At 71.3% G+C, this 23,675-nt stretch carries 16 protein-coding genes and 1 pseudogene; 6 read left to right on the top strand and 11 right to left on the bottom strand.

Annotated features, from left to right (window positions below):
• The 3 genes from cysD to K304_RS0115155 all read left to right on the top strand — a co-directional run.
• The coding region (gene cysD / locus K304_RS0115165; protein WP_027762332.1) for a sulfate adenylyltransferase subunit CysD at positions 1-505 on the top strand (505 nt) is incomplete at its 5' end.
• A gap of 4 nt (positions 506-509) precedes the next feature.
• Complete coding sequence (locus K304_RS0115160) at positions 510-1,871, top strand: GTP-binding protein (protein ID WP_027764438.1); 1,362 nt, start codon at positions 510-512, stop codon at positions 1,869-1,871.
• A gap of 47 nt (positions 1,872-1,918) precedes the next feature.
• On the top strand, positions 1,919-2,713 hold the full coding sequence (locus tag K304_RS0115155) for a sirohydrochlorin chelatase (protein ID WP_051308480.1): 795 nt from the start codon (positions 1,919-1,921) through the stop codon (positions 2,711-2,713).
• 23 nt (positions 2,714-2,736) lie between these two features.
• Here K304_RS0115155 and K304_RS0115150 read toward each other — a convergent pair whose 3' ends face one another.
• The 6 genes from K304_RS0115150 to K304_RS0115125 form a co-directional block, all read right to left on the bottom strand.
• On the bottom strand, positions 2,737-3,732 hold the full coding sequence (locus tag K304_RS0115150; protein WP_027764436.1) for an NAD-dependent epimerase/dehydratase family protein: 996 nt from the start codon (positions 3,730-3,732) through the stop codon (positions 2,737-2,739).
• 870 nt (positions 3,733-4,602) lie between these two features.
• Positions 4,603-5,166, bottom strand: coding sequence for a DUF1697 domain-containing protein (locus K304_RS0115145; protein ID WP_027764435.1), 564 nt, complete (start codon positions 5,164-5,166; stop codon positions 4,603-4,605).
• Positions 5,163-6,254 carry an acyltransferase family protein gene (locus K304_RS29210; RefSeq protein WP_051308478.1) on the bottom strand — a complete coding sequence of 364 codons (1,092 nt, stop codon included), beginning with the start codon at positions 6,252-6,254 and terminating at the stop codon, positions 5,163-5,165. The genes K304_RS0115145 and K304_RS29210 overlap by 4 nt, the downstream gene beginning before the upstream one ends.
• A gap of 171 nt (positions 6,255-6,425) precedes the next feature.
• Positions 6,426-8,249 (bottom strand): stealth family protein, encoded by a 1,824-nt coding sequence (locus K304_RS29205; RefSeq protein ID WP_051308477.1) that lies wholly within the window; start codon positions 8,247-8,249, stop codon positions 6,426-6,428.
• A gap of 5 nt (positions 8,250-8,254) precedes the next feature.
• Entirely contained in the window at positions 8,255-9,931 is a 1,677-nt protein-coding gene (locus tag K304_RS0115130; RefSeq protein WP_486591678.1) for a stealth family protein, read from the bottom strand.
• 201 nt (positions 9,932-10,132) lie between these two features.
• Positions 10,133-11,377: an SAV2148 family HEPN domain-containing protein gene (locus K304_RS0115125; RefSeq protein WP_078529142.1), complete on the bottom strand. Its 1,245-nt coding sequence runs from the start codon at positions 11,375-11,377 to the stop codon at positions 10,133-10,135.
• Between the two features lie 234 nt (positions 11,378-11,611).
• On the opposite strand from K304_RS0115125, the gene glgX reads away from it, so the two are divergent.
• The gene (gene glgX, locus K304_RS0115120) at positions 11,612-13,732 is read left to right on the top strand and encodes a glycogen debranching protein GlgX (RefSeq protein WP_027764432.1); all 2,121 of its coding nucleotides are present in this window, start codon (positions 11,612-11,614) and stop codon (positions 13,730-13,732) included.
• A 140-nt stretch (positions 13,733-13,872) separates the two neighbouring features.
• Positions 13,873-16,263 carry a malto-oligosyltrehalose synthase gene (gene treY, locus K304_RS0115115; protein WP_027764431.1) on the top strand — a complete coding sequence of 797 codons (2,391 nt, stop codon included), beginning with the start codon at positions 13,873-13,875 and terminating at the stop codon, positions 16,261-16,263.
• Between the two features lie 1,204 nt (positions 16,264-17,467).
• Here treY and K304_RS34080 read toward each other — a convergent pair.
• Positions 17,468-17,702: pseudogene (locus K304_RS34080) on the bottom strand (IS5/IS1182 family transposase); the annotation flags it as partial.
• A 368-nt stretch (positions 17,703-18,070) separates the two neighbouring features.
• Here K304_RS34080 and K304_RS0115110 point away from each other — a divergent pair.
• The gene (locus K304_RS0115110; RefSeq protein ID WP_027764430.1) at positions 18,071-18,340 is read left to right on the top strand and encodes a hypothetical protein; all 270 of its coding nucleotides are present in this window, start codon (positions 18,071-18,073) and stop codon (positions 18,338-18,340) included.
• A 467-nt stretch (positions 18,341-18,807) separates the two neighbouring features.
• Here K304_RS0115110 and K304_RS0115105 read toward each other — a convergent pair whose 3' ends face one another.
• From K304_RS0115105 to K304_RS0115090, 4 genes are read right to left on the bottom strand one after another with little or no spacing between them, the layout of a single operon-like run.
• The gene (locus K304_RS0115105; protein ID WP_027764429.1) at positions 18,808-20,583 is read right to left on the bottom strand and encodes an alpha,alpha-phosphotrehalase; all 1,776 of its coding nucleotides are present in this window, start codon (positions 20,581-20,583) and stop codon (positions 18,808-18,810) included.
• Positions 20,580-21,461 (bottom strand): carbohydrate ABC transporter permease, encoded by an 882-nt coding sequence (locus K304_RS0115100; RefSeq protein WP_027764428.1) that lies wholly within the window; start codon positions 21,459-21,461, stop codon positions 20,580-20,582. Before K304_RS0115100 ends, K304_RS0115105 begins: the two co-directional genes overlap by 4 nt.
• Complete coding sequence (locus tag K304_RS0115095) at positions 21,461-22,402, bottom strand: carbohydrate ABC transporter permease (RefSeq protein WP_078529140.1); 942 nt, start codon at positions 22,400-22,402, stop codon at positions 21,461-21,463. Before K304_RS0115095 ends, K304_RS0115100 begins: the two co-directional genes overlap by 1 nt.
• A 29-nt stretch (positions 22,403-22,431) precedes the next feature.
• The gene (locus tag K304_RS0115090; protein ID WP_037790513.1) at positions 22,432-23,667 is read right to left on the bottom strand and encodes an extracellular solute-binding protein; all 1,236 of its coding nucleotides are present in this window, start codon (positions 23,665-23,667) and stop codon (positions 22,432-22,434) included.
• Between the last annotated feature and the right edge of the window lie 8 nt (positions 23,668-23,675).

Below are 23,675 nucleotides of genomic sequence, written 5' to 3'. Positions count from 1 at the left end.
CGACGAGGAGAAGGCCCGCGCCAAGGAACGCGTCTTCTCCCTCCGCGACGAATTCGGCGGCTGGGACCCCCGCCGCCAGCGCCCCGAACTGTGGCAGCTCTACAACGGCCGCCACTCCCCCGGCGAACACGTCCGCGTCTTCCCCCTGTCCAACTGGACCGAACTCGACGTCTGGCAGTACATCGGCCACGAGAAGATCGAACTCCCCGCCATCTACTACGCCCACCGCCGCGAGGTCTTCTCCCGCAACGGCATGTGGCTCTCCGCCGGCGACTGGGGCGGACCCACCGACACCGAGAAGACCACCCTGCAGACCCGCACCGTGCGCTACCGCACCGTCGGCGACATGTCCTGCACCGGCGCCGTCGACTCCGACGCCGACACCAACGACGCGATCATCACCGAGATCGCCGCCTCCCGCCTCACCGAACGCGGCGCCACCCGCGCCGACGACAAGATGTCCGAAGCCGCCATGGAAGACCGCAAGCGCGAGGGATACTTCTAGACCCATGAGCACATCCCCCACCATCGACACCGCCGCGGCGCTCGCCGCCACCTCCCTGCTGCGCTTCGCCACCGCCGGTTCCGTGGACGACGGCAAGTCCACCCTCGTCGGACGGCTGCTGCACGACTCCAAGTCGGTGCTCACCGACCAGCTGGAGGCCGTGGAGACCGCGTCCCGCAACCGCGGCCAGGACGCGCCCGACCTGGCGCTGCTGACCGACGGTCTGCGCGCCGAGCGCGAGCAGGGCATCACCATCGACGTCGCCTACCGGTACTTCGCGACCACCAAGCGCCGGTTCATCCTGGCCGACACGCCCGGGCACGTGCAGTACACCCGCAACATGGTGACCGGCGCCTCCACCGCCGAACTCGCCGTGGTGCTGGTCGACGCGCGCAACGGCGTCGTCGAGCAGACCCGCCGCCACGCGGCCGTCGCCGCCCTGCTCCGCGTCCCGCACGTCGTCATGTGCGTCAACAAGATGGACCTGGTCGACTACCAGGAGAAGGTGTTCGCCTCGATCGCCGAGGAGTTCACCGCCTACGCCGCCTCGCTGGGCGTCCCGGAGATCACCACCATCCCGATCTCCGCCCTGGTCGGCGACAACGTGGTCACCGCCTCCGCCAACATGGACTGGTACGGCGGCCCGACCGTCCTGGAGCACCTGGAGACGGTGCAGGTCAGCCACGACCCCAGCGACGACCCGGCCCGCTTCCCGGTGCAGGTCGTGATCCGCCCGCAGACCGACGAGCACCGCGACTACCGCGGCTACGCCGGCCAGATCGCCTCCGGCATCTTCCGCGTCGGCGACCGCATCACCGTCCAGCCCTCCGGACGCACCAGCACCATCGAGGGCATCGACGCGCTCGGCGAGCCGGTCGACGTCGCCTGGGCCCCGCAGTCCGTCACGCTCCGGCTCACCGACGACCTGGACATCTCCCGCGGCGACATGATCGCCCCGGCCGACGCGAAGCTGTCGCCCAGCCAGGACCTGACGGCGACCGTGGCGCACCTGCACGACCGTCCGCTGAAGGTCGGCGACCGCGTGCTGCTCAAGCACGCCACCCGCACGGTGAAGGCCATCGTCAAGGACATCCCCTCCCGCCTGACGCTGGCCGACCTCTCCCAGCACCCCGCACCGGGCGAACTGGTCGCCAACGACATCGGCCGTGTCGTGCTGCGCACCGCGCAGGCCCTCCCGGTCGACGCCTACGCCGACTCCCGGCGCACCGGGTCGTTCCTGCTCATCGACCCGGCCGACGGGACGACGCTGACCGCCGGCATGGCGGGCGACGCCTTCGCCGAGGCGGCGGAGGAGACCAAGGACGCCCGGGGCGGCACGGCCGACGACGACGGCTGGGACTTCTGACCCGTCCGCGCACCCACCCCGTCGAGGGGGCGGTGAGGAGGAGAGCGATGCGACACCCGCGACCTGCCCTCACCGCCCCCTCGACGGCTCTCCTGCTGGTCGCGCACGGCAGCCGCGACGCCCGGCACGCCGCGACGACGACCGCGCTGTGCGAAGCCGTCCGCCGGAACCGGCCCGGCCTGCGGGTCGAGGTCGGCTACCTGGAGTTCGACACGCCGCCCGTGGGCGAGGCGCTGGAGCGGCTGGACGGCGAGGGCTTCCGCGACGTCGTCGCGGTGCCGCTCCTGCTCAGCAGCGCCTTCCACGCCAGGACCGACATCCCGCGCACGCTGCGGGAGGCGACGGCGCGACTGCCGCGACCGGCACGCGTGCACGTGCGGCAGGCCGACGTGCTGGGACCCGATCCCCTGCTGCTCACCGCCCTGGAGCGGCGGCTCACCGAAGCCGGACTCGGCGACCCGGCCGCCTCCGGCACCGGGATGGTGCTGGCGGCGGCCGGCTCCTCCGACCCCCGGGCGGTGGCCTCCATCGAGGCGCTCGCCGAGCGGTGGCGCCGCGACGCCGGGTGGGCGGCCGTACGGACCGCCTACGCGTCGGCCGACCTGCCGCGGACCGCGGACGCAGTGCGTGAGCTGCGCGCGGAGCCCGGGGTGCGGCGGGTGGCCGTGGCGCCGTACGTGATCGCCCCGGGGCGGCTGCCGGACCGCATCGTCGCCGGAGCGCGCGAGGCCCGCGCCGACGTGCTCGCTCCCGTGCTCGGGGCCGCGCCCGAGCTGGTGCAGCTGCTGCAGCGCCGCTTCGACACGGCGGCGGCAGCGCCGCCCGGCTCGCTCGCCGCGTAGCGGCGCGGCCCCGGACGGATCCGTCAGGCGCCGAGGGCGCGGAGAGCCGCGGCCTCCTGCTCGGGAGAGATGCCCTTGGCCGCGCGGTCGGCACGCTGGGGTGCGTCCCCGCCGAGGGACCGCAGCCACGCCCACGTGTCGCGTACGGTCTCCGCGACCGGCCGGCACACCAGCCCCGCCGCATGGGCCCGCGACACGTCCCCCCGGTGCAGCGCGTCGTACACCTCCCCCGGCGGCAGCCACACCGGCAGCCCCGTCCATCCCTCGATCCCCGCCGCCTCGATCACCGCGGGGTCCGCCCAGCGCAGCTCCGCGTCGGAACCGGTGGCCGCCACGCACTCCGCCAGCAGCTCGCCCATCGTGGCGTGTCCGGGCCGGGAGATGGTGTTGTAGGGCCCGTGCAGGCCGGCTGCCAGCGCGTCCAGCGTCCAGCGCGCCAGGTCGCGCGCGTCGATGTACTGGATTCCCAGGTCGCGCGGCCCGGGGGCGAGGACCGGCCCGCCCCGGTCGATGCGGTTCAGCCACCACGGCAACCGGCCGACGTCCTCGTACGGGCCGAGGATGAGCCCGGCACGCACCAGCAGCGTGCGGTCCGCGCCGAACTCGCGCTGGGCGGCCAGCTCTCCGCCCCGCTTGTCCTGCCGGTAGTCGGTGGCGCCGTCGTCCGGGGACGCCTCCACGACCGGGCCCCGTTCGTCGTTGCCCGCCGGAGGCGGGAAGCGGTAGACGGACCCGCTGGAGATGTAGCCGTACCGGCCGGCGCGGCCGGCGAGCAGCCGCGCCGCGTCGCGCACGGCCGTCGGGGCGGAGGACCAGGTGTCGACGACCAGGTCCCACTCCCCCGCCCGCAGCGCCTCCGGGCCGCCCTCCTCCGTACGGTCGCCGTGCAGTTCCCGCACACCCTCGACCGGTGGCCGCAGGCCGCGGTTGAGGACCGTCACCTCCCAGCCTCTGGCCAGCGCGTCCTCCACGACGGCGCGCCCGACGAAACCCGTCCCACCCAGCATCAGCAGCTTCATGGCCCGAGCCTGCCCCGGCCGGGGCGGCGGTGAAAGGCGCGCTCGCCGTCAGCGGAATCGCCCTGGGCGAACCCGCGGCACGGCCTGCGGCTCGGGGAGGGTACCCCTGTGGGGTTCGCCCAGAGAATCGGGCTGCGGTGGGATCGGATGCCGGGCAGCATGACGAGGTGTCTGAGCTGCTGTGGGATGACGTCGCGTACGGGGCCGTCGAGGCGGGTAGCTGCAGGTTCGAAGTGCGCTACTCCAGGATCCGGAGACTCCAGGTATCCGCATCAGGGCTGCGCCGGTAGAAGACGTTCGGCTGAACCGGGTCGCAGGTCGCCAGCAGAATGTCTCCCTGACCGAGCACAACCGTCCGCTCGACTCGCGTGGAACGTCGCTTGCGTGTTCGCAGTACCTCAAGCCGTAGTGAGTGCGGACCTGGAAGAAGAGGCACGAAGCGAACCGCCCTGATGGTGCTTCGATCCACGCTGCAGAACTGGCGCTCACCTTCCGTGACGGAAACGAGGCACCACTTGGGCGACATGCTGCGGGGAGGGTCGCGCAGGTCCACCTGAACCAGCAGGCCGGTCCTGCCTCGCTGGCGGGCCCTGCGGATGAGGTAGCGAGAGCGCCACTTCAACCGGCCGGCGAAGACACTGTCCACCCGCACCGCAACGTCTCCCACGCTTCCCCGATCTGCTGGCCGGCGAAGCCTGACCGCCCAGGCTGCCAAGGACGTGCTGGAACCAGAAGTGCCCCGACTGGCAACGTGACCCCACAGAATCCCTGCCCGGAACGGCGGTGCCGAGCCCGCTGGAGTCAGGCGATCTTGGCAGGTTCTTCGGCCGGGCTCGGGCTCGGCCGGCCCGGGGTGAGGCGTTCACCCGTTCAGGCGGGCTGTTCCGTCATCTCGACCAGCTTGGTGACGGTGCGCCAGTTCCGCCCGGTGGCGGTGAGCTTCGGCCGTACGGCCTCCAGCGCGGCGGGGAGCCTGCTGCGGCCCATGCCGTCCGGGAACCAGCAGTAGACGGCCCTGCCGATGTGCCGGAACTCGTCCGGGGCGTAGGCCGCCGCGTCGACGCCGGCGAAGTGGCCGGCCGCCGGTGTCTCCTCGACGAACAGCACCAGCAGCTTCGACGGGTCCAGGTCGGCGGCGGGAAACGGGCAGGCGGCGACGACGTCCCGCAGCTCCCGGCCGGTCCGCAGCAGGCACGGCACGCCGAAGCCGAAATGGTCGGCGATCGCCCGCTCCAGCCGCTCCCGGGGCGGCGGGCCGGCCCCCTCCGGCGGCACGGTGAACACCGCGTTGCCGCTCTGCAGATGAGTGCGCACGCCCGTCCAGCCCAGCCCGTCGATCAGCTCCCGCAGCTCGGCCATGGGCACCTTGCGGCGCCCGCCCACGTTGATGCCGCGCAACAGCGCGACGTACGTCGTCCCAGTCCCCGTCGTCATGACCGCACCTTATGCTCCGGCACCGACAACGGCTCCGCCTCCGGTCGGCCGGTGGGCTGCCGCCCGGCGGTACCGGTGCGCTCGCCGCGGTCGTCGCGGAACAGCCAGTCCAGCCGCGGCTCCACGGCGAACCGGAAGACCCGCCGGACCGGATGCGTGCACAGCAGCGTCACCAGCACGGCGGCGGCCAGGGTCACGGCGACCATGCCGGCCGGGCTGCCCACCCACGAAGGCCCGTACCAGCCCCAGTAGACCGACCCCTTCACCAGGAAGCCGTGCAGCAGGTAGCCGTACAGCGTGCCGGTACCGAGCGCGGTGTACCAGGTGTGCCGGCTCGGCACCCAGGCCAGGAAGCAGGCGGTGAGGAGCAGCGAGCAGCCGAACAGGGCCAGCGCCATGGCGGCCCCGGCCGGGGCGGGGACGCCGAGGTCCTGCGCGCTCTCGCGGTGGTAGAGCCAGACGTGGCTCATCCGCGGAGCCGCCCAGTAGGCGAAGGCCAGCGCGCCGGCGGCGACCGGCAGTGCCGCCCAGCGGACCCGCCGGTCGCGCAGGAGTGCGAAGTGGCGCGGCTCCAGGAGCATGCCGAGCACGAAGAACGGCAGGAACTGCAGCACCCGCTGCAGGTCCAGGTCCGGCCCGACGCCCGGGGTGACCGTGCTCAGCACGGACAGCGCCACCGCGAGGGGCAGCGGCCACCGCACCGCCCGCCACAGCGGCGCGGTGAGCCGCCACAGGAACAGCGCGAGCAGGAACCAGTTGAGGAACAGCGGGTCGACGGGGTTGACCGGATAGCCGGGGTCCGGTTCCGCCCACCGCCGGAACAGGGTGTAGGCGATCTCGAAGAGCAGGTACGGCACCAGCAGGCCGGCGATCAGCCGCCGCACCCGGCGCGGACCGAGCGTGAAACTCCGGCTGAAGTACCCCGAGACGACGATGAACGCCGGCATGTGGAAGGCGTAGACGAACAGGTACAGCGCCAGCGCGGTACGGCTGTCCGCCCGGTACGGCTCCCAGAAGTGGGCGCAGGCCACCAGCACGATCGCCAGGTACTTCGCGTTGTCGAAGAACGGCGTGCGTGTTCCCTCCATGAGGCGCGATTGTTCCCGCGCAGGACGGCGCGCCTCATCCCGACAGGCCGGTCACTCACAGCAACACCACAACGGCTCAGCGGGATCTCCGCAAGATCAGCTCTGCGGGCCCGGTGGGTCGGGGTGGCATGGGCTTCGCGCCCGGTGGCGTGGGCTCCGCGCCCGCGGCCGTCAGGCGGAGGCCCGGAGCCGCACCGGGCGTCCGCCGTCCATGTGCCGGGTGACCAGCCGCGTTGCGGCCGCAGGCCCGTCCAGCCGGACGGCGGGCCCGGATCGCTCGGCACGACCGGCAAAGGGGAACCGGCGTTCGAGGAACGCGTGGACGGCCGGGCCGGCCGCCGCCCTGGTCTCGGGGGTGGTGTCCACGTCGTTGACGCAGAAGAAGTCGACGTCCTCACCCCGCTCCAGACGGGCGAGTCGCTCGCGGAGGTCGGGGCTGCCCAGGTCCGCGTACCGCAGGGTGTACTCGGCGGGGACCGCGCGGCCGGTGAGCAGCGCCCAGTGGTGGTGGAGGGTGGCGACGGAGGCCACGTCGCGGGTCGAGCGGAACCGCGAGTAGGCGGTCCGCCGCAGCTCCTCGAAGCCGGCTGCCTCGATCTCCCTGAGCACGGACAGCAGTTGGGGGTGCGGCACGTGCTGGAACTTGGCGGCGATGTGGCGTCCGAAGGTGCGTCGCACGAGTTCGCGCGCGTTCTTCCCCGCCGAGTTGGGAGCGGGCTCGAGCGGATAGGGGTGGCCGAGCCCGAGCTTGTAGGGCGAGAAGGGCAGCTTGGCGAGGCCGTTGCCGTGGAAGAAGCTCTCGGCCCGGACCGGGCGGTTCACGAAGACGTCGTCGTTGAAGTAGAGGTAGCGGTCGGAGAGACCCGGGATGTGGTGCAGCCGGCTTTCGATGGCGTGCGAGTTGAACACGGGCAGCGCGTCGGCCGGGAGGATCTCGCGGTGGTCCACCACGGTGACCCAGTCGGACGCCGGGTCGAGCCACTCCGGTATCTGCCCGTCCGTGACCAGATAGACGTGCCGCACGAACGGGGCGTACATGTCGAGAGAGCGCAGGGAGAACCGCAGTTCGTCGTGGCTGGTGTAGCGGGACGGCCCGGTCTCGCGGTCGGCTATGCCGCCGCGGTCCTCGCCGCCGTAGGCGCCGCGTTTCGCCGCCATCGCGGGATCGTCGCCGTCCACCCACGTGTAGACGACGTCCACGGGGAACCGCACCTCGTCCACCCCGGGGTCCGCGAACGGCTGGAAGGTCGCGATCCGGTGGCCGCCCACCATGGTGGCGGCGGGCCGCTGCGCCGCTGCCGGGACGACCTCGGAGACGCGGTTGCGGCGCGGGGAGAGAAGCGCCGCGGCGAAGTCGTCGCCGAGTTGGCGTGCGGGCACGGACAGCCAGGGGCGGTTCTCCGGGTGGGCCGGGGCGAGGGAGGCGCCGCGGCGCCAGAACTCGACCTCGCAGCCGCCCTCCACACCGTGCAGGACCTGTCCGCCCGGACCCAGCCGGACGGTGCCGGTGCGGAGCACCGCTGCCCGGCGCACCGCGCGGGGCACACCGCCGTCGGCCCAGAGAGCGAGCGACAGCAGCCGCCCGCCGTCGGCGACGGCCCCGACGTAGCCGGGGGTGTCCCGGAAGCGTCGCGCGGCCAGTTCGAGCAGCGCGCGGCGGTGGACCTCCTCCACACCCAGCACGTGCCGCCGCGCACCGGGCCCGGACACCAGGAAGTAGGGCAGGCCCGCGTCCTCCAGCATGCCGGTGACCGCCGCGAGGTCCTCCGCCGCCGCCCCTGCCGCCGTGTAGTGGTCCACGACGCGGCCGTGTGCGCGGAAGGGGCCCACGGCGACCCGTCGGACGTCCCCGAGTCCCCTGCGCACCCGGCGGCGTGGCAGAGCGCAGCGCAGCGCCCAGCAGCAGGCGAGCAGCCGGATGCGCAGAACCAGCAGGGCCCGCTTGGCGGGACGGAACAGGTGGTCCTTCAGCCTGGTGTATGCGCGGTGATCCATCGCCCCTACCGTTCGGGCTTCTTCTCGAACGTGCTCGGGAAGGGGAAGTAGTCCTCGAGGAAGGCGTGTATGCGCCCCAGTACGGCCTCCCGCTCCTCGGCCGGCACGTCGACGTCGTTGAGGCAGAAGAAGTCGAAGCGTCTGCGGCGCCGCAGGTCGTCGAGTCTCCGGTCGGCGTCCTCGCGGCTGATGTTGACGTAGCGGAAGTTGAAGCCGGCGGCGTAGCCCTTCCCGGTGAGCAGGGCGTACTGGTAGAGCAGCGGCGCGGTCATGGCGATGTCCTGCGGCGACCGGAAGCGGGTGGCCGTGGTCCTGGCGACGTCCTCCGCGAACATCTGCTCCAGTTCCCGGAGCGTCTCCCGCTGCTGCGGGAGCGGGGTGTGCATGAAGTTGTTCGTCGTGATGCGGCCGAAGCGCTGCCGGATCAGGCGCCGTACGTTCTTGCTCGCGGAGTTGGTCGCGGTCTCCTCCGCATGGGGCTTGCCGACCCCGATCTTGAGCGGGGAAACCGGCACGCGCATGGCGCCGCTGCCGTGGAAGAAGTGCTCCGGGGTCACCCGGCGGCCGACGAAAACGTCGTCGTTGAAGTACAGGTAGTGGTCCGACAGCCCGGGGATGTGGTGCAGCCGGGTCTCGATGGCGTGCGAGTTGAACACGGGGAGCACGTCGGCCGGGAAGATGTCGCGGTGGTCGACGACGGTGATGCCGTCGGCCTCGTCGTCCAGCCAGTCCGGCTTCTGCCCGTCGGTCACGACGTACACGTGGCGGACGAAGTCGGCGTGCATCTGGAGGGAGCGCAGCGAGTACTTCAGTTCGTCGTGGCTGGTGTACCGGGACGCGTTGACCTCCTTGTCGAGGATGTCCGCGGTGCCCAGGCCCTTGTAGTGGGCGCGTTTGCGCCGCATGGCGGGCTCTTCGCCGTCGACCCAGGTGTAGACGACGTCGACCGGGAAGGTGACGTCGGAGACCGTGGGCGTGGCGAACGCGGCGAAGGTGGGGATCTCCCGCCGCCGGACCTCCAGGACCGCGGGCGTCTGCTCGTCGGACGGCACGACGTCGGCGACCCGGTTCCGGCGCGGGGCGACGAGGGACCGTCCGAAGACGTCCTCGGACGCCTGCGGGGAGACCCGGGCCAGCTCGGCCTCGGCGCGGGGGCCGGCCAGGACGTCGGCGCCGTCCTGCCAGAACTCGACGTCACAGCCGAGCGCGGCCCCGGCGAGGACCTGCCCGGCGGGGCCGAGCTGGATCTCGCCCACGCGCAGCACACGGGAGGACTCCAGCCCTTCCCGCAGCGCCCCGTCCATGCACAGCGAGGTGTTCTTCAGGCGACCGCCCAGCAGCGGCTGGGCCACGAAGACGGCGGTCGCCGCGTTCTGCTCCCGCAGCGCGGCGAGGAAGGCGGGACGGTGGCACTCGTGCACGCCGACGGTGTGGCGTATGCGGGCCGAGGGGATCAGGAAGTAGGCCGCTCCGGCCGTCTCCAGGGCGCCGACCGCGATGCCGAGGTTGCGGTCGGCCGCGCCGGCGGCGGTGAAGGCGTCCACGACCCGGCCGTAGGTCTCGCGCCCGCCGACCACGACGGACCGCAACCGGTCGTCGGCCGCCGCGGTCCGGCGTCGGTCCCGTCCGTGGCGCAGCTGCCAGACCTGGTCGGCGGCCTTCCGCTTCGCCCGTGGAGTCATGCGTCGAACGAACGATCGCACTGTCACTGCCCGTACTCCCCACCGTTTGCCGCATTCCGGATTCGTCCGGAAACACCTGTGTAGACACGCGGGGGCGGGAAAGGGTTGCATACGGGTGGACACGGTCATCCAGCTGTGACCTGGGCGGAGAGCCTTCCGGGGCGGTCCGCGGCGGGTGCTCGGCACCACGGACGGCCCCGGTCAGGAGACGGGGCGCGAGTCGGTCCAGACCGACTCGAACTCCTCACGGTAGGTGCCGAAGAGGCCGTGCTCGCCGGCGTCGGCCCGGGTGGGCCCGCCCTGGACGAGGTCGCGGCGGCCGCCGCGCAGCACCAGGACCGGAGCCTCCATGCCGCGCACGCGGCGCAGGTAGGACTGGACGACGGCGAGGCCGTCCGGCCCGTCACCGTCCACCAGGTAGGCGGTGAAGCGGGGCGTCTCGTCGAACACGTGGATCTCGAACGCGCCCGGGTCGCGCAGCCGGGAGCGGACCCGCCGCATGTGCAGGATGTTCATCTCCACGGTGCGGCTCAGTTCGCCCTTCTTCAGGCCCAGCTCGCGCTCACGGCGCCGGACGGCGCTGCTGGCCGGGTTGAGGAAGAGCAGCCGCACCCGGCAGCCGGACTCGGCGAGGCGGACGAGGCGGCGTCCGCTGTAGTTCTGGACGAGCAGGTTGAGCCCTATCCCTATCGCGTCCAGCCGCCGCGCGCCGCCGAACAGGTCCTCGGCGGGGAGCTGCCGCTGGAGCCGCACCCGGTCCGGGTGGACGCCGACGACGTCGGCGAAACGGTCGCCGACCAGGTCCTCGACGGCGTCCACCGGCAGCCGGTCCGCGGACGGCGGCGCGCCGCGGGAGGTGCCGAGCAGGTCCAGCAGGCGCGCCGACATGCGTTCCGCCTGGGCCAGCACGGTCTCGGAGAGGGCCCGGTTGCGGGCGACGGCGCTGCGCGCCACCTCGAGCTCGTCGAGTGCCAGCTCGACCTCGCGGCGGTCGTCGAAGTACGGCTCGAAGCAAGGCCAGTGCTGGACCATCAGCTCGCGCAGCTGCGGCAGGGTGAGGAAGGAGAGGATGGTGTCGTCGGCCGGGTCGAGCAGGTATCCCTTGCGGCGGCTGACCTCGCGCACGGCCACCGCGCGCTGGACCCATTCCTGGCCGGCCGGCCCCGCGGCGGCGATCACCCACTCGTCGCCGTGCACCGGCTCGTACACCGGGCGGAGCACGGCGGCGACGACGGCCCGCAGCCGCTGTTCGACCAGGTTGAGCCAGATGTAGGCGCGTCCCGCCCGCTGGGCGCGACGCCTCACCTCGGCCCAGGCCTCGTCGCCCCAGTCGAGGTCGGCACCGATCTCCATGGGCCTGGCCAGCGACACCGCGCCGGAGGGTACGGCGGTCTCGCCGTCCTGCCCGCTCTCACCCGGGGGGAGCTCAAGCCCTCCCGACCCCACCTGTGCACCGCCTTCCCCGACCCCGTTGTTCGATCAAGGAAGACTACTGCGGAGCCGGTGCGAGGTGCACCCGGTTCACCTATCAACTTCCCTGCCGCGTACGACCGTACGGGCGAAGATAGCGCCTGGGTCCGCCGGGCGGGCCCATCCTGCGCGAGGATGCTTCGGGCGGCAGCATCCGCACGCGGCGCCCGCCGCGCGGCGACACGGCCGGGAAGGGAAGAGACGAGGCGCATGCAGGTCTGGCCGGGACAGGCGTATCCCCTCGGTGCCACCTACGACGGCGCGGGAACGAACTTCGCGGTGTTCTCCGAGGCGGCGGAGCGGGTGGAGCTGTGCCTGCTGCACGACGACGGCTCCGAGACCGCCGTCGAGCTGCGCGAATCGGACGCCTTCGTGCGGCACGCGTACCTGCCCGGGGTGATGCCGGGTCAGCGGTACGGCTTCCGCGCCCACGGCCCGTACGCGCCGGAGCAGGGCCGGCGCTGCAACAGCGCCAAGCTGCTGCTGGACCCGTACGCGAAGGCGATCAGTGGACGGGTCGACTGGAACGAGGCCGTCTACGGGTACCACTTCGGGTCACCCGAACGACGTAACGACCTGGACTCGGCGCCGCACACCATGACCTCCGTCGTGGTGAACCCGTACTTCGACTGGGGCGACGACCGCCTCCCCCGGACGGAGTACCACCACACCGTGCTGTACGAGGCCCACGTGAAGGGCCTCACCATGCTGCACCCCGATCTGCCGGACGACCTGCGCGGCACCTACGCGGCCCTCGCCCACCCGGCGGTGATCGACCACCTCACCCGGCTGGGGGTGACGGCGCTGGAGCTGATGCCGGTCCACCAGTTCGTCACCGACCACCGGCTGGCGGACGCCGGGCTGTCGAACTACTGGGGCTACAACACCATCGGCTTCTTCGCCCCGCACAACGCCTACGCCTCCTGGGGCGACCGCGGCCAGCAGGTGCTGGAGTTCAAGCAGGCGGTGCGGGCGCTGCACGAGGCGGGCATCGAGGTGATCCTCGACGTGGTCTACAACCACACCGCCGAGGGCAACCACCTGGGCCCGACGCTGTCCTTCCGCGGCCTGGACAACGCCTCCTACTACCGGCTGGCCGACGACCCCCGGTACTACATGGACACCACCGGCACCGGGAACTCGCTGCTGATGCGCAGCCCGCACGTGCTCCAGCTGATCATGGACTCGCTGCGGTACTGGGTGACCGAGATGCACGTGGACGGATTCCGCTTCGACCTGGCCGCGACGCTGGCGCGCCAGTTCCACGAGGTGGACCGGCTGTCGTCGTTCTTCGACCTGGTGCAGCAGGACCCGGTGGTCAGCCAGGTGAAGCTGATCGCCGAGCCGTGGGACGTCGGCGAGGGCGGCTACCAGGTGGGCAACTTCCCGCCGCTGTGGACCGAGTGGAACGGCCGCTACCGGGACACCGTCCGCGACATGTGGCGGGGCGAGCCGCGGACCCTGGCGGAGTTCGCGTCCCGGCTGACCGGCTCCTCCGACCTGTACCAGGACGACGGACGCCGTCCGCTGGCCTCGATCAACTTCGTCACCTGCCACGACGGTTTCACGCTGCACGACCTGGTGTCCTACGACGGCAAGCACAACGACGCCAACAGCGAGAACAACCAGGACGGCGAGAGCCACAACCGCTCCTGGAACTGCGGCGCCGAGGGCGACACCGACGACCGCGACGTGCTGCGGCTGCGGCGCCGCCAGATGCGCAACTTCGTCGCCACGCTGATGCTGTCGCAGGGCGTGCCGATGCTCAGCCACGGCGACGAGTTCGCCCGCACCCAGCAGGGCAACAACAACGCGTACTGCCAGGACGGCGAGCTGTCCTGGGTGCACTGGCCGGACGGGGACGGCGATCCCGGCGCGCCGGAGCTGTGCGCGTTCGTCCGCACGATGGTGTGGCTGCGCCGCGACCATCCGGTCTTCCGGCGCCGCCGCTTCTTCCACGGCCGGCCCGTCGAGGGCACGCACGACGACCTCTCCGACATCTCCTGGTTCACCCCGGACGGCCGGGAGATGGCGCAGCGTGACTGGCAGGAGGCGCAGGCCCGGGCGCTGACGGTGTTCCTCAACGGCAGCGCGATCTCCGAGCCGGGCGTACGCGGGGAACGCATCCTGGACGACTCGTTCCTGCTGCTGTTCAACGCGCAGGACACCGCCCGCGACTTCGTGGTGCCCGTCCACCACGGGCGGCAGTGGGAGGTCGTCGTGGACACCGCGGAGGAGGGCGGTACGCCCGACGAGACGCGCAAGGTGCAGGCCGGGGACCGGCTGACGCTGACCGACCGCAGCCTCGTCGTCCTCCAGCGGCCCGCGTAGGCGCCGGGCGGCGGCACGCGGGAGGGAGGGGACGGGACGGGAGAGGGCGGGACGGGACGCCAGGCGACACGCCGTCGCGGGCCGCGACACCGCCCGACCGGGGGACATGCGGTGCACCCCGGACCGGGTACGACGCAGGTATGACGCCGACCGCCACCTACCGGCTCCAGCTCCAGCCGGCCTTCCCGTTCGCCGCCGCCGAGGAGGCCGTCCCACGCCTGGCGCAGCTCGGCGTGTCGCACCTGCACCTGTCCCCCGTGCTGACCACCGTCCCGGGCTCGGCCCACGGGTACGACGTGACCGACCACCGCACCGTGCGCGAGGAGCTGGGCGGCGAGGCGGGGCTGCGCGGCCTGTCGGCGACCGCCCGTGCGCACGGCCTCGGCCTCGTGCTGGACATCGTGCCGAACCACATGGCCGTCCCCGCCGACCTGCGGCTGAACCGCCCCCTGTGGGAGACGCTGCGGGACGGCCCGGACTCCTCGTACGCCCGCTGGTTCGACGTCGACTGGGAGGCGGGCGGCGGCCGGATACTGCTGCCGGTACTCGGCGGGCCGCTGCACCGCGCGGCCGAGGCGCTCACCACGCCCGGCGACGGGACCCTGCGCTGCGGACCGCACGTGCTGCCGCTCCGGCCAGGCACCGCCGGACTCCCGCTGCCCCGGCTGCTGGACGCCCAGCACTACCGGCTCTCCTGGTGGCGCCTGGCGCGCACCGAACTCAACTACCGACGGTTCTTCACCGTCTCCGGCCTGATCGGCGTGCGCGTGGAGGACCCGGAGGTGTTCGACGCGACGCACGCCACCGTGCTGCGGCTGCTGCGCGAAGGTGTGGTCGACGGGCTCCGGGTGGACCACCCGGACGGTCTCGCCGACCCGGAGACCTACCTGCGGCGGCTCCAGGACGCCGGCGGCGGCCGCTGGACCGTGGTGGAGAAGATCCTCGCCCGCGAGGAGACGCTGACCGAGAGCTGGCCGGTGGCCGGCACCACCGGGTACGACGCGCTGCACCACGTCGACGGCCTGTTCACCGACCCCCAGGGGTACGCCGAGCTGGTCGCCGCCTGCCAGGAGACCGTCGGGGCCCCGGACGACCTCGGCGGCACCTGGGCGGACACCCTGCGGCGGGCCTCGCGGGAGGTGATCGGCGACGACCTGGCCACCGAGGTCGACCGGCTCACCCGGGTCGCCTCCCGGGTCTGCGCGACCGCACCCGGCCTGCGACTCCGGGACCACGCCCCCTGGGCGCTGCGCCGCGCGCTGTGCGAGGTGCTGATACGGCTGCCGGTGTACCGGCCCTACGCCGTCCCGGGCCGCCCGGCGCGCGCCGTGGACGCCGAACGGCTGGAGACGGCGGCGGAAGGCGCCCGCGCCGCGTTCACCGTCCCGGAGGAGGGCGACGCGGTCGAGGTGGTGCGCGACCTCGCCCTGGGGCGGCTGAGCGAGGACGGGGACGAGGACGGGCGGGACTTCGCGGCCCGCTTCGCGCAGGTCGCCTCGGCGCTGCGGGCCAAGGCGGTGGAGGACACCGCCTTCTACCGGTTCACACCGCTGCTCAGCGCCGCCGAGGTCGGCGGCGACCCGGCCCGCCCGGCCGTACCGCCGGAGGAGTTCCACGCCTACTGCGCCCGCATGCAGCGCGCGTGGCCCGAGGGCGGGACGGCGCTGTCCACGCACGACACCAAGCGCAGCGCGGACGTGCGGGCGGCGCTGCTCGTCCTGGCCGAGTGTCCGCAGCGGTGGCGGGCGGCGCTGGAGGCGGCACGGGAGAAGGCGGCGGCCCTGCCCGACGACGGGCACCGGCCGCCGGACGCGCACAGCGAGTGGACGGCCTGGCAGACGGCGTACGGGCTGGGCGCGCCGGATGCGGAACGGCTCACGGCGGCGCTGCGGAAGTCGGCCCGGGAGGCGGGGGTGCGCACGAGCTGGACCGAGCCCGACGAGGACTACGAGGCGGCGCTCGTCCGGTTCGTCGAGGGCGCGGTCTGCGGGGCTCCGTGGGCCGTGATGGGCGAGCTCACGGCGGAGCTGGCACCGCACGTGCGGGCCACGTCCCTGGGCATGGCGCTGGTCCAGCTGATGATGCCGGGGGTGCCGGAGGTCTACTGGGGCGGAGAGCGGTGGTCCCCCACCCTGGTCGACCCGGACAACAGGCGCATCCCGGCCGTCCTCGGGGACGGCGAGGACGACGGGGCGGACGACGACCCCAAGGTGCGGGTCACGCGCGCGGCCCTGCGGATGCGGCGCGAGCATCCGGAGTGGTTTCTCGCGGGTTCGACGTACGAGCCGCTGCGTGCGCGCGGCGAAGCGGCGGCGCACTGCCTGGCGTTCGCCCGGTCCGGCGCGGTGGTCGCCGTCGCGACCCGGCTGTCGCTGCGCCTGGCCTTCGGCGGCGGCTGGAGCGACACCACGCTCGCCCTGCCGCCCGGGGTATGGCGGGACACCCTGCGGGGCGACGACACCTACGAGGGCACGGTGACCCTCGCGGACCTGCTGGCGACCGGCCCCGTCGCCCTCCTGCGCCGCACCTGACGCGTGTCGAGCACCAGCCTCGCCCACTCCGACGCCCACATGACCCCCGATTCCACCCGAGACGGGCGGGCCGGGTCGCCGCCGACCTCGACGACGCACAGGACTCAACGGCACCCAAAGAAGGCATCCCTCGTCGCTCATCTCCCGTGTCCTGACTGCGGTAGGGCGAAGCCGCTAGTACTGGTGCAGTTGTCCGCATTTCCGCAGGTGAGAGCCCGTCAGGTTCCCGGCGTCTGTTGACATGAGCACCGTGTGGTTGATCAGATACACGGCGTCCCCCCACTTGTGAAGTCATCTCCACATCCTTCTCCCTTCAAGCTCGGGTTCTGAAGGTTCGTGAGGCCGCTGCCGCCGGGCTGGACGCGGTGGACGGGAACGGCAAGGCGGTGTATTCAAGGCGCCGGCGGCGTTCATGTGGGACTCCTCCGGTAACCAGACCAGCGCCCACCGCGCAGGGGCAGCGTCGCCGCCCTGGACGCGGGCCCGGCTGGCCCCGGGGAGCACGACCGCAGCGCGGGTCCGGCGCCCGGCGATGAGATCGCCGAGGTGGATGTGCAGGTGGCGGACGACACCCTGTCCGTCGCCCCGGACGCGGACATGCTCACCAGCACTCCCCGGGTTGGTGCTGAATTCACAGAAGCTGATGGAGGTGTGGGGCCCTTATGGGACGCAGTACTCGGTCGCGTGAGCGAAGCAGAGTTAAAGCTCGACCTGGAAAGGTAATCCAGTCTTGGAAGCATCCTCGCTGGGAGCGAGCCTTGTTCTTTTTTACCGCCGTAATCGCGCTTGCTATGACGTTGCTTAGTGCGGTCGGTCTCTTTGCACAGTCCGATGTGGCCTTTGAGGATGTATTCACCCCAGTCTCCTTCCTCTCTGCTGGGGTCCTTGCCTTTGCGCTTGCAGAGTCTTCGATCAGCATAACGTCACAGGCTGTCTGTGTGCGAAACTTCTACAAGTGGCGAGTAATCCCACTAGAGGCTATTGCTTCAGTTTCCCCCGGGTATTACGGAATTGTGGTCCGGTATTCATCGGGTGGATGTCTTCTTAGTCTGGCTTCGCAGAAATCAAATTATGCGACGTGGTTTAAGCGCAGGACGCAAGCAGACGAGATTTCTTGTGAGATCTTGGCGGCTGTGCGTGCGCGTAAGGGGTTCTGACCTAGCTTGCATCCATTGACGGCAGCCAGCGCAGATACCCGGTGGGACTCCGGGCCCGATTTGCGCAGCGTCTTCAGCAGTCCCGGCGCCTTGTCCGCTAGGTGCTGGACTACGGTGGTGACGTAGGCGGGTGTCGTGCTTTCGGAGGTACGCGAGCCGTGATCAGTGCGCGGCCGGAGAGACGGAGTTCGTAATCGTGGTCACCCTCACGGGAGACGGTCAGCCTCGTCACCGCCTTAACAGCGCGTGCGGGAGGTCGAGTGCGGCATGATGGAAAACCAACAAGGCTCCTGGACTGCGAGGTTGAGACGTCGAATATCTCAACCAGCGGCACGGGAGCCCTGTCCATTGTGACCACCCCGCACTTCACCGGAACGGTGGTCAACCTCAAGCCCCTCAGTCGTCCAGCAGGTCTTGCAGCTGGACGACGAGAAGCAGGCTGCCCGTGCATCGTTGCCAAACGCATCGTCGAGCGAACCTTCGGCACCATCAATGCCCTTCTGTGCCAGCAGAACTCGCCGGCAGGCTCACCGTTGAAATTACTCGTTCCACCCGCGCCCCGGGCTCCGTGCACACCCATCGGGGCGCCCATAACTGACCCCGTGGCGGGGGCAGGCATGGAAACCGTCCCTTCAGTTTAGGAGGAAGTCGTGTTTGATGTAGCTAAAGCAGCATCGTCGCAGGGTTTTGACATAACCTTGCTCTTTGTGGTGGGTCTGGGCTTCTTGGTGTCGGGCATTCGCGCCATCGTGAACGCCCGAAAGGAGAATGGGCAATCCCTCAATGACATGAGAGTGATGCAAGGCTTCTCTCCGCGCCCGCAGGAAGAGAACAAGACGCTCTCGTGGATTTTCGGAGTCGTTTTCCTTGTCGCTGCGGTGGGCTGCCTCTCCGGGGGGCTTGTGTTCGTATTCACATAGTCTCAACTTGTCGTGGAGGTCTGTCGCTTTCGCTGATGATTGCTGCGGTGGGGTATGTACCGCTTCCTCGCACCCCGCTGAGACAAAGTCCCCTACATCGCCAATGGCCGGCAAGGCGGTGAAGCTGCCATGAGCGACGTGATGGCAATGCCCCTTCAACACCGCCGACGGCACCATGGAAGCGGCCGCAGCCGACCACATGCAGCGGGCCTAACAGGACCCGGCGAGCACGAGGCCGTCCAACGAGGCCAAGGACATCTCCCGCCAGACCACCAGCCGTCTGCTGCACCACCTGTGCGACGACACCGACCGCTGAGACGCCAACCGCCGAGGCCATCCGGGCCTACCGCCAGCACTGGGGTGCGGACCACCCGCAGGACGGCCAGCGCGAGTACGACGAGTTCCCCTTCGCCTCCACCAATGAAGGGTCTTGGGCTCGAGGAGACCGGCCGGGGAGGGTGGCGCGGTCAGGCGGGCGCGGTGCGGCGGTGGATGCGGGCCTCCCAGGGGGCGAGGGTGACGGTCGTGGCGACCGGGGCGGGGTCGGGGACGTTGCCGAGCAGCAGCTCGGCGCCGGCCCAGCCGGCGGGGACGGGGACCTCCGCGGCGGAGCCCGTGAAGTTGCCGAGCACCAGCAGCTCCACCCCTGCGGTCTCGTCGTGCCGGAGAAACGCGTACACGCGCTCGTCGTCGGGCAGCAGCATCTCGAAGCGGCCGCGCGCCACCGCCGGTTCGTCGTGGCGCAGGGCGATCAGGCGCCGGTAGTGGTGGTAGACGGACGTCTGGTCGGCCACCGCCGCCTCGGCGTTGACCCGCACGTGGTCGGGGTTGACGGCGATCCAGGGTGTGCCGGTGGTGAAGCCCGCGTTGGGCCCGGCGGTCCACTGCATCGGGGTGCGCGCGTGGTCGCGGCTCATCGCGGAGAGCCCGGCGAGGACGTCCGCCGGGTCGGCGCCCGCGGCGACGGCGTGCGCGTAGTGGTTGCGGGCCTCCAGGTCCCGGTAGTCCTCGATGCGGGTGAACGGCGCGTTCGTCATGCCCAGTTCCTCGCCCTGGTAGACGTACGGCGTGCCGTGGTGCAGGTGCAGGACGGTGGCGAGCATCGTCGCGGACCGGACCCGCGACCGCTCGTCGGTGGCGTCGCCGAAGCGGGACACGATGCGGGGCTGGTCGTGGTTGCACCAGTAGAGGCTGTTCCAGCCGACCTGGTCGAGGCCGGACTGCCAGCGGCCGAGCGAGGCCTTGAGGTCGGTGAGGCGCAGGGGCTTCGGGGTGTACTTGTCGCCGTCCTGGTCGAGGCCCATGTGCTCGAACTGGAAGACCATGTCGAGCTGCCGCCGCCCGGGGTCGGTGTGACGGCGGGCCTCGTCGACGGTGACCCCGGGCATCTCGCCGACGGTGAGGGTGCGCTGCGGGCGGTCGGCGAAGACCTCGCGGTGCATCTCCTGCAGGTACTCCTCCAGCCGGGGGCCGCCCATGCAGGCGGCGAGCCCGCCGGCGTAGGGGGCGCCGCCGGTGACCGGGCCGTCGGGCAGGCCGGGTTCCTTGGAGATGAGGTTGATGACGTCCATCCGGAAGCCGTCCACCCCGCGGTCGAGCCACCAGCGCATCATGGCGTACACCGCCTGCCGGACCTCGGGGTTCTCCCAGTTCAGGTCGGGCTGCTTGGGCGAGAAGAGGTGCAGGTAGTACGCGCCGCTCGCCTCGTCCCAGGTCCACGCGGGGCCGGAGAACGCCGAGCCCCAGTTGTTGGGCTCGGCGCCGGGGGTGCCGGGCTTCATGCCGTCGCGGGCGGGGCGCCAGACGTACCAGTCGCGCTTCGGGCCGCCCGGACCGCCGCCGCGCGAGGCGGCGAACCAGGGGTGTTCGTCGGAGGTGTGGTTGACGACGAGGTCCATGACGAGCTTCATGCCGCGCGCGTGCACGGCGGCCAGCAGTTCGTCGAAGTCGGCCAGGGTGCCGAAGACGGGTTCGATGTCCTGGTAGTCGGCGACGTCGTAGCCGTTGTCGTCCTGCGGGGAGGGGTAGACGGGTGACAGCCACAGCACGTCGACGCCGAGGTCGTGCAGGTGGTCCAGGCGGCCGAGGATGCCGCGCAGGTCGCCGACGCCGTCGCCGTCGCTGTCGGCGAAGCTGCGGGGGTAGATCTGGTAGACGACGGCCGACTTCCACCAGGCCTCGTCACCGGGCGGGGGCGGTCCGGGCGGCTGCGCGGAGGGGGACACGGCGGTGGGCAGGGTCACTTGGCGGAACCTCGCATGACTCCGGAGATCACCCAGCGCTGGGCGAAGACGTACACGAGCAGGACGGGGGCCATCGCCATCAGGTAGGACGCGAAGGCCACCGGGTAGTCGGTGTTGAACTGGTTCTGGAAGACGTACTGGGCGAGCGGGAGGGTCTGCTCGGCGGGGTCGGAGAGGACGACGAGCGGCAGCATGAAGTCGTTCCACGCCCACAGGCAGGTGAGGATGCCGACGGTCGCGTTCATGGGCTTCAGCAGGGGGAAGATGATGCGCCAGAAGACGGTCCAGGTGCCGGCGCCGTCGGTGCGGGCGGCCTCCTCCAGTTCGCGGGGCACCGACCGCAGGTAGCCGACGTAGAGGAAGATGTTGAGCGCGAGGCCGTAGACGACGTAGAGCAGGGCGAGTCCGGCCTGGTTGTCGAGGCCCAGCAGCGAGGTCTGCTTCACGACCGGCAGCATGATGATCGGGAACGGCACGAACAGCGCCGAGACGAAGTAGTAGTACAGCCCGCGGAACAGCCTGCGGTGCATGTTGCGGGCGATGGCGTACGCCACCAGCGAGTTGGTGAGCAGCGTGACGGCGACGGCGCCGACCGTGATGAGCGCGCTGTTGAGCAGGGCGCTGGGGAAGTTCGTCAGGGTCCAGGCGTCGGCGAAGTTGGCCCAGCGCACGGTGTCGGGCAGGCCGAAGCCGGAGCCGCCGAGCTGATCGGTGGTCTTCAGCGCGGTGACGACGGTGAAGTACAGCGGGACGAGCACCGTCAGGGACAGGGCCGCCATCACGCCGGTGAGCCACCAGTTGACGCGCGGCCGGGCCCGCTTCGCCCGGGCGGGGTGCTCGTCCCCGCGTATCGGCGCGGGGGTGGAGGTCGACGGCATCACAGGTTCACCTCGCGGCGCTGGAGCAGGCGCATCTGGAAGACGGAGATCAGGACGATGACGGCGAAGAACAGCACCGCGTTGGCGGTCTGGTAGGCGTACTCGCCGCCCTTGAAGCCGCCCTTGTAGATCAGGTACGAGACCGAGGTGGTGGCGCTGCCCGGTCCGCCCGCGGTGAGTGCTTCGACGTGGTCGAAGACCTGGAGGAAGTTGCGCAGCGAGAGCACGGTGTTGATGGTGACGAACGGCGCGATCAGCGGCAGCGTGACGGAGCGGAAGCGCTGCCAGGGCCCGGCGCCGTCGAGGGTGGCGGCCTCGTGCAGGTCCTCGGGGACGGTCTGGAGGCCGGCCAGGTAGATGATGATGTTGAACGCCGCCGCCTGCCACACGGCGAGGATCACCACGCCCACCCAGGCCAGGTCGGGGTCGGCGAGGATGCTGGTGCTGAGCGCGTCGATGCCGAGGTGCTCTCCGATGGCGGGCAGCGAGTAGGTGAACAGGTAGTTGAAGACGTAGCCGACGATGAGGATCGACAGCACGTTGGGGGTGAAGAAGACGCCGCGCAGCGTGGCGCGGAACCTGATCCGGGCGTGGAGTCCGAGGGCGACAGCCAGGGCCACAATGTTGGTGAGCACGGTCGCGACGGCGGCGAACTGGAACGTGAAGAGGTAACTCTCCGCGATCCGTGCGTCCTCGAACAGGTTGAGGTAGTTCGTGAGGCCGACGAACTCGTAGGAGCCGTAGCCCGCGTAGTCGGTGAAGCTGTAGTAGATGCCGCGCAGCACGGGGGTGGTGTGCAGCAGCAGGAACAGCGCCAGCGCGGGCAGCACCATCCAGTAGTACGCGGCCTCGGTGCGCGGGCGGCGGCGGCGCGGGGCGGGGGCGGCCTCCCGCGCGGGGGTGGTCTCGGGCGCGGCCGTCGGGTCGGTGAGTACGGTCATGTCTCCTCCTTTCCGGGTGAGGGGCGCGGTCAGGTCGTGCGGGCGAGGACGCGGTCGTAGCCGTCGTCGAGGGCGCGCAGGAAGGCGTCGGTGCGGCCGTCCAGGAGGAACTGCTGGAGCAGCGGTTCCAGCCCGGCCGCGAGCGGGATCTGGTGGTCGGGGTAGCCGGTGACGCGGCCGCGCGCGAAGTACGGCTCCAGCGGCGCGAGGGCGGGGTCGGCGGCTTCGGTCCCGTCGAGGGTGGGGACGGCGCTCTGTTCCTCGGCGTAGGACGCCACCACGTCCTGGGTCATCAGGAAGTCGATGAACTCCAGTACCTCGTCGGGGTGTTCGGTGTCGCGGCCCATGGTGAGCGCGACGTCGACGCCGGAGACCAGGCGGGTGTCGGCCGGGTCGTCGCCGGTGGGCATCGGGAAGGTGCCCATCTCGAACGCGGGCTCGTGGGCGCGGATGGCGGGGAGCGCGTAGCTGCCCTGGACGAGCATGGCGGCCTCGCCGTCGGCGAACGCCTTGTTGCCGGCGTCGTAGTTGCGGGCGAAGCGGGTCTTCTGGGTGTGCCGGTAGGTCTCGGTGAGCTTGGCGGCGACGTCGGGGTAGGCCTCGGCGAAGCTGGTGCGGCCGGCGCGGCGTTCGTCCCAGAAGTCGTCCGGGGGGATGTTCGCGGCGAACTGGTTGAAGACCGGGAGTGCCGTCCACGCGTCGGCGAGGGTGCCGTAGAAGGGGGTGACGCCGGCCTTCTCGAAGGTGTCGGCGGCGGAGAGGAGTTGGTCCCAGGTGCGCGGCACCTCCACGTCGTGCCGTGCGAACAGGTCCTCGTTGTAGATCACCCCGCCGGCGTTGGAGGCGAAGGGGAGCCCGTTGACCTCGCCGGGGGCGGCGGTGCCGAGGTCGTTCAGCACCTGCTGGACGCCGGGGGTGACGCGGTCGGCCGCGGGATGGCCGGAGAAGTCGTGGAAGACGCCGGCGGAGGCCAGTTCGCCGAAGGTGCCGTTGCCGTTGAGGGTCATGACGTCGGGGACCCGGTCCTTGACCAGCCGGGTGCGGAGGGCGGTCTCGGCGTCCGGCACGTGGTGCTGGACCACGTCGATGCGGGGGTGCTGCTTCTCGAAGTCGGCTATGAGGCGGTCGAAGGTGCCGACGGCCTCCGGTTTGAACTGGAAGAAGTCCAGGCTGACGGTGCCTGCTTCGCTGCCCTCGGCTCCGGCGCACCCGCCGACCAGCAGGGTGGTGGCCGCGAGGGCGGCGACGGCTTTGCTGCGTATCATCTGCTTCC

The organism is Streptomyces sp. CNS606 (genome assembly GCF_000426325.1).
This window is presented reverse-complemented; position numbering and strand designations above follow the sequence as displayed.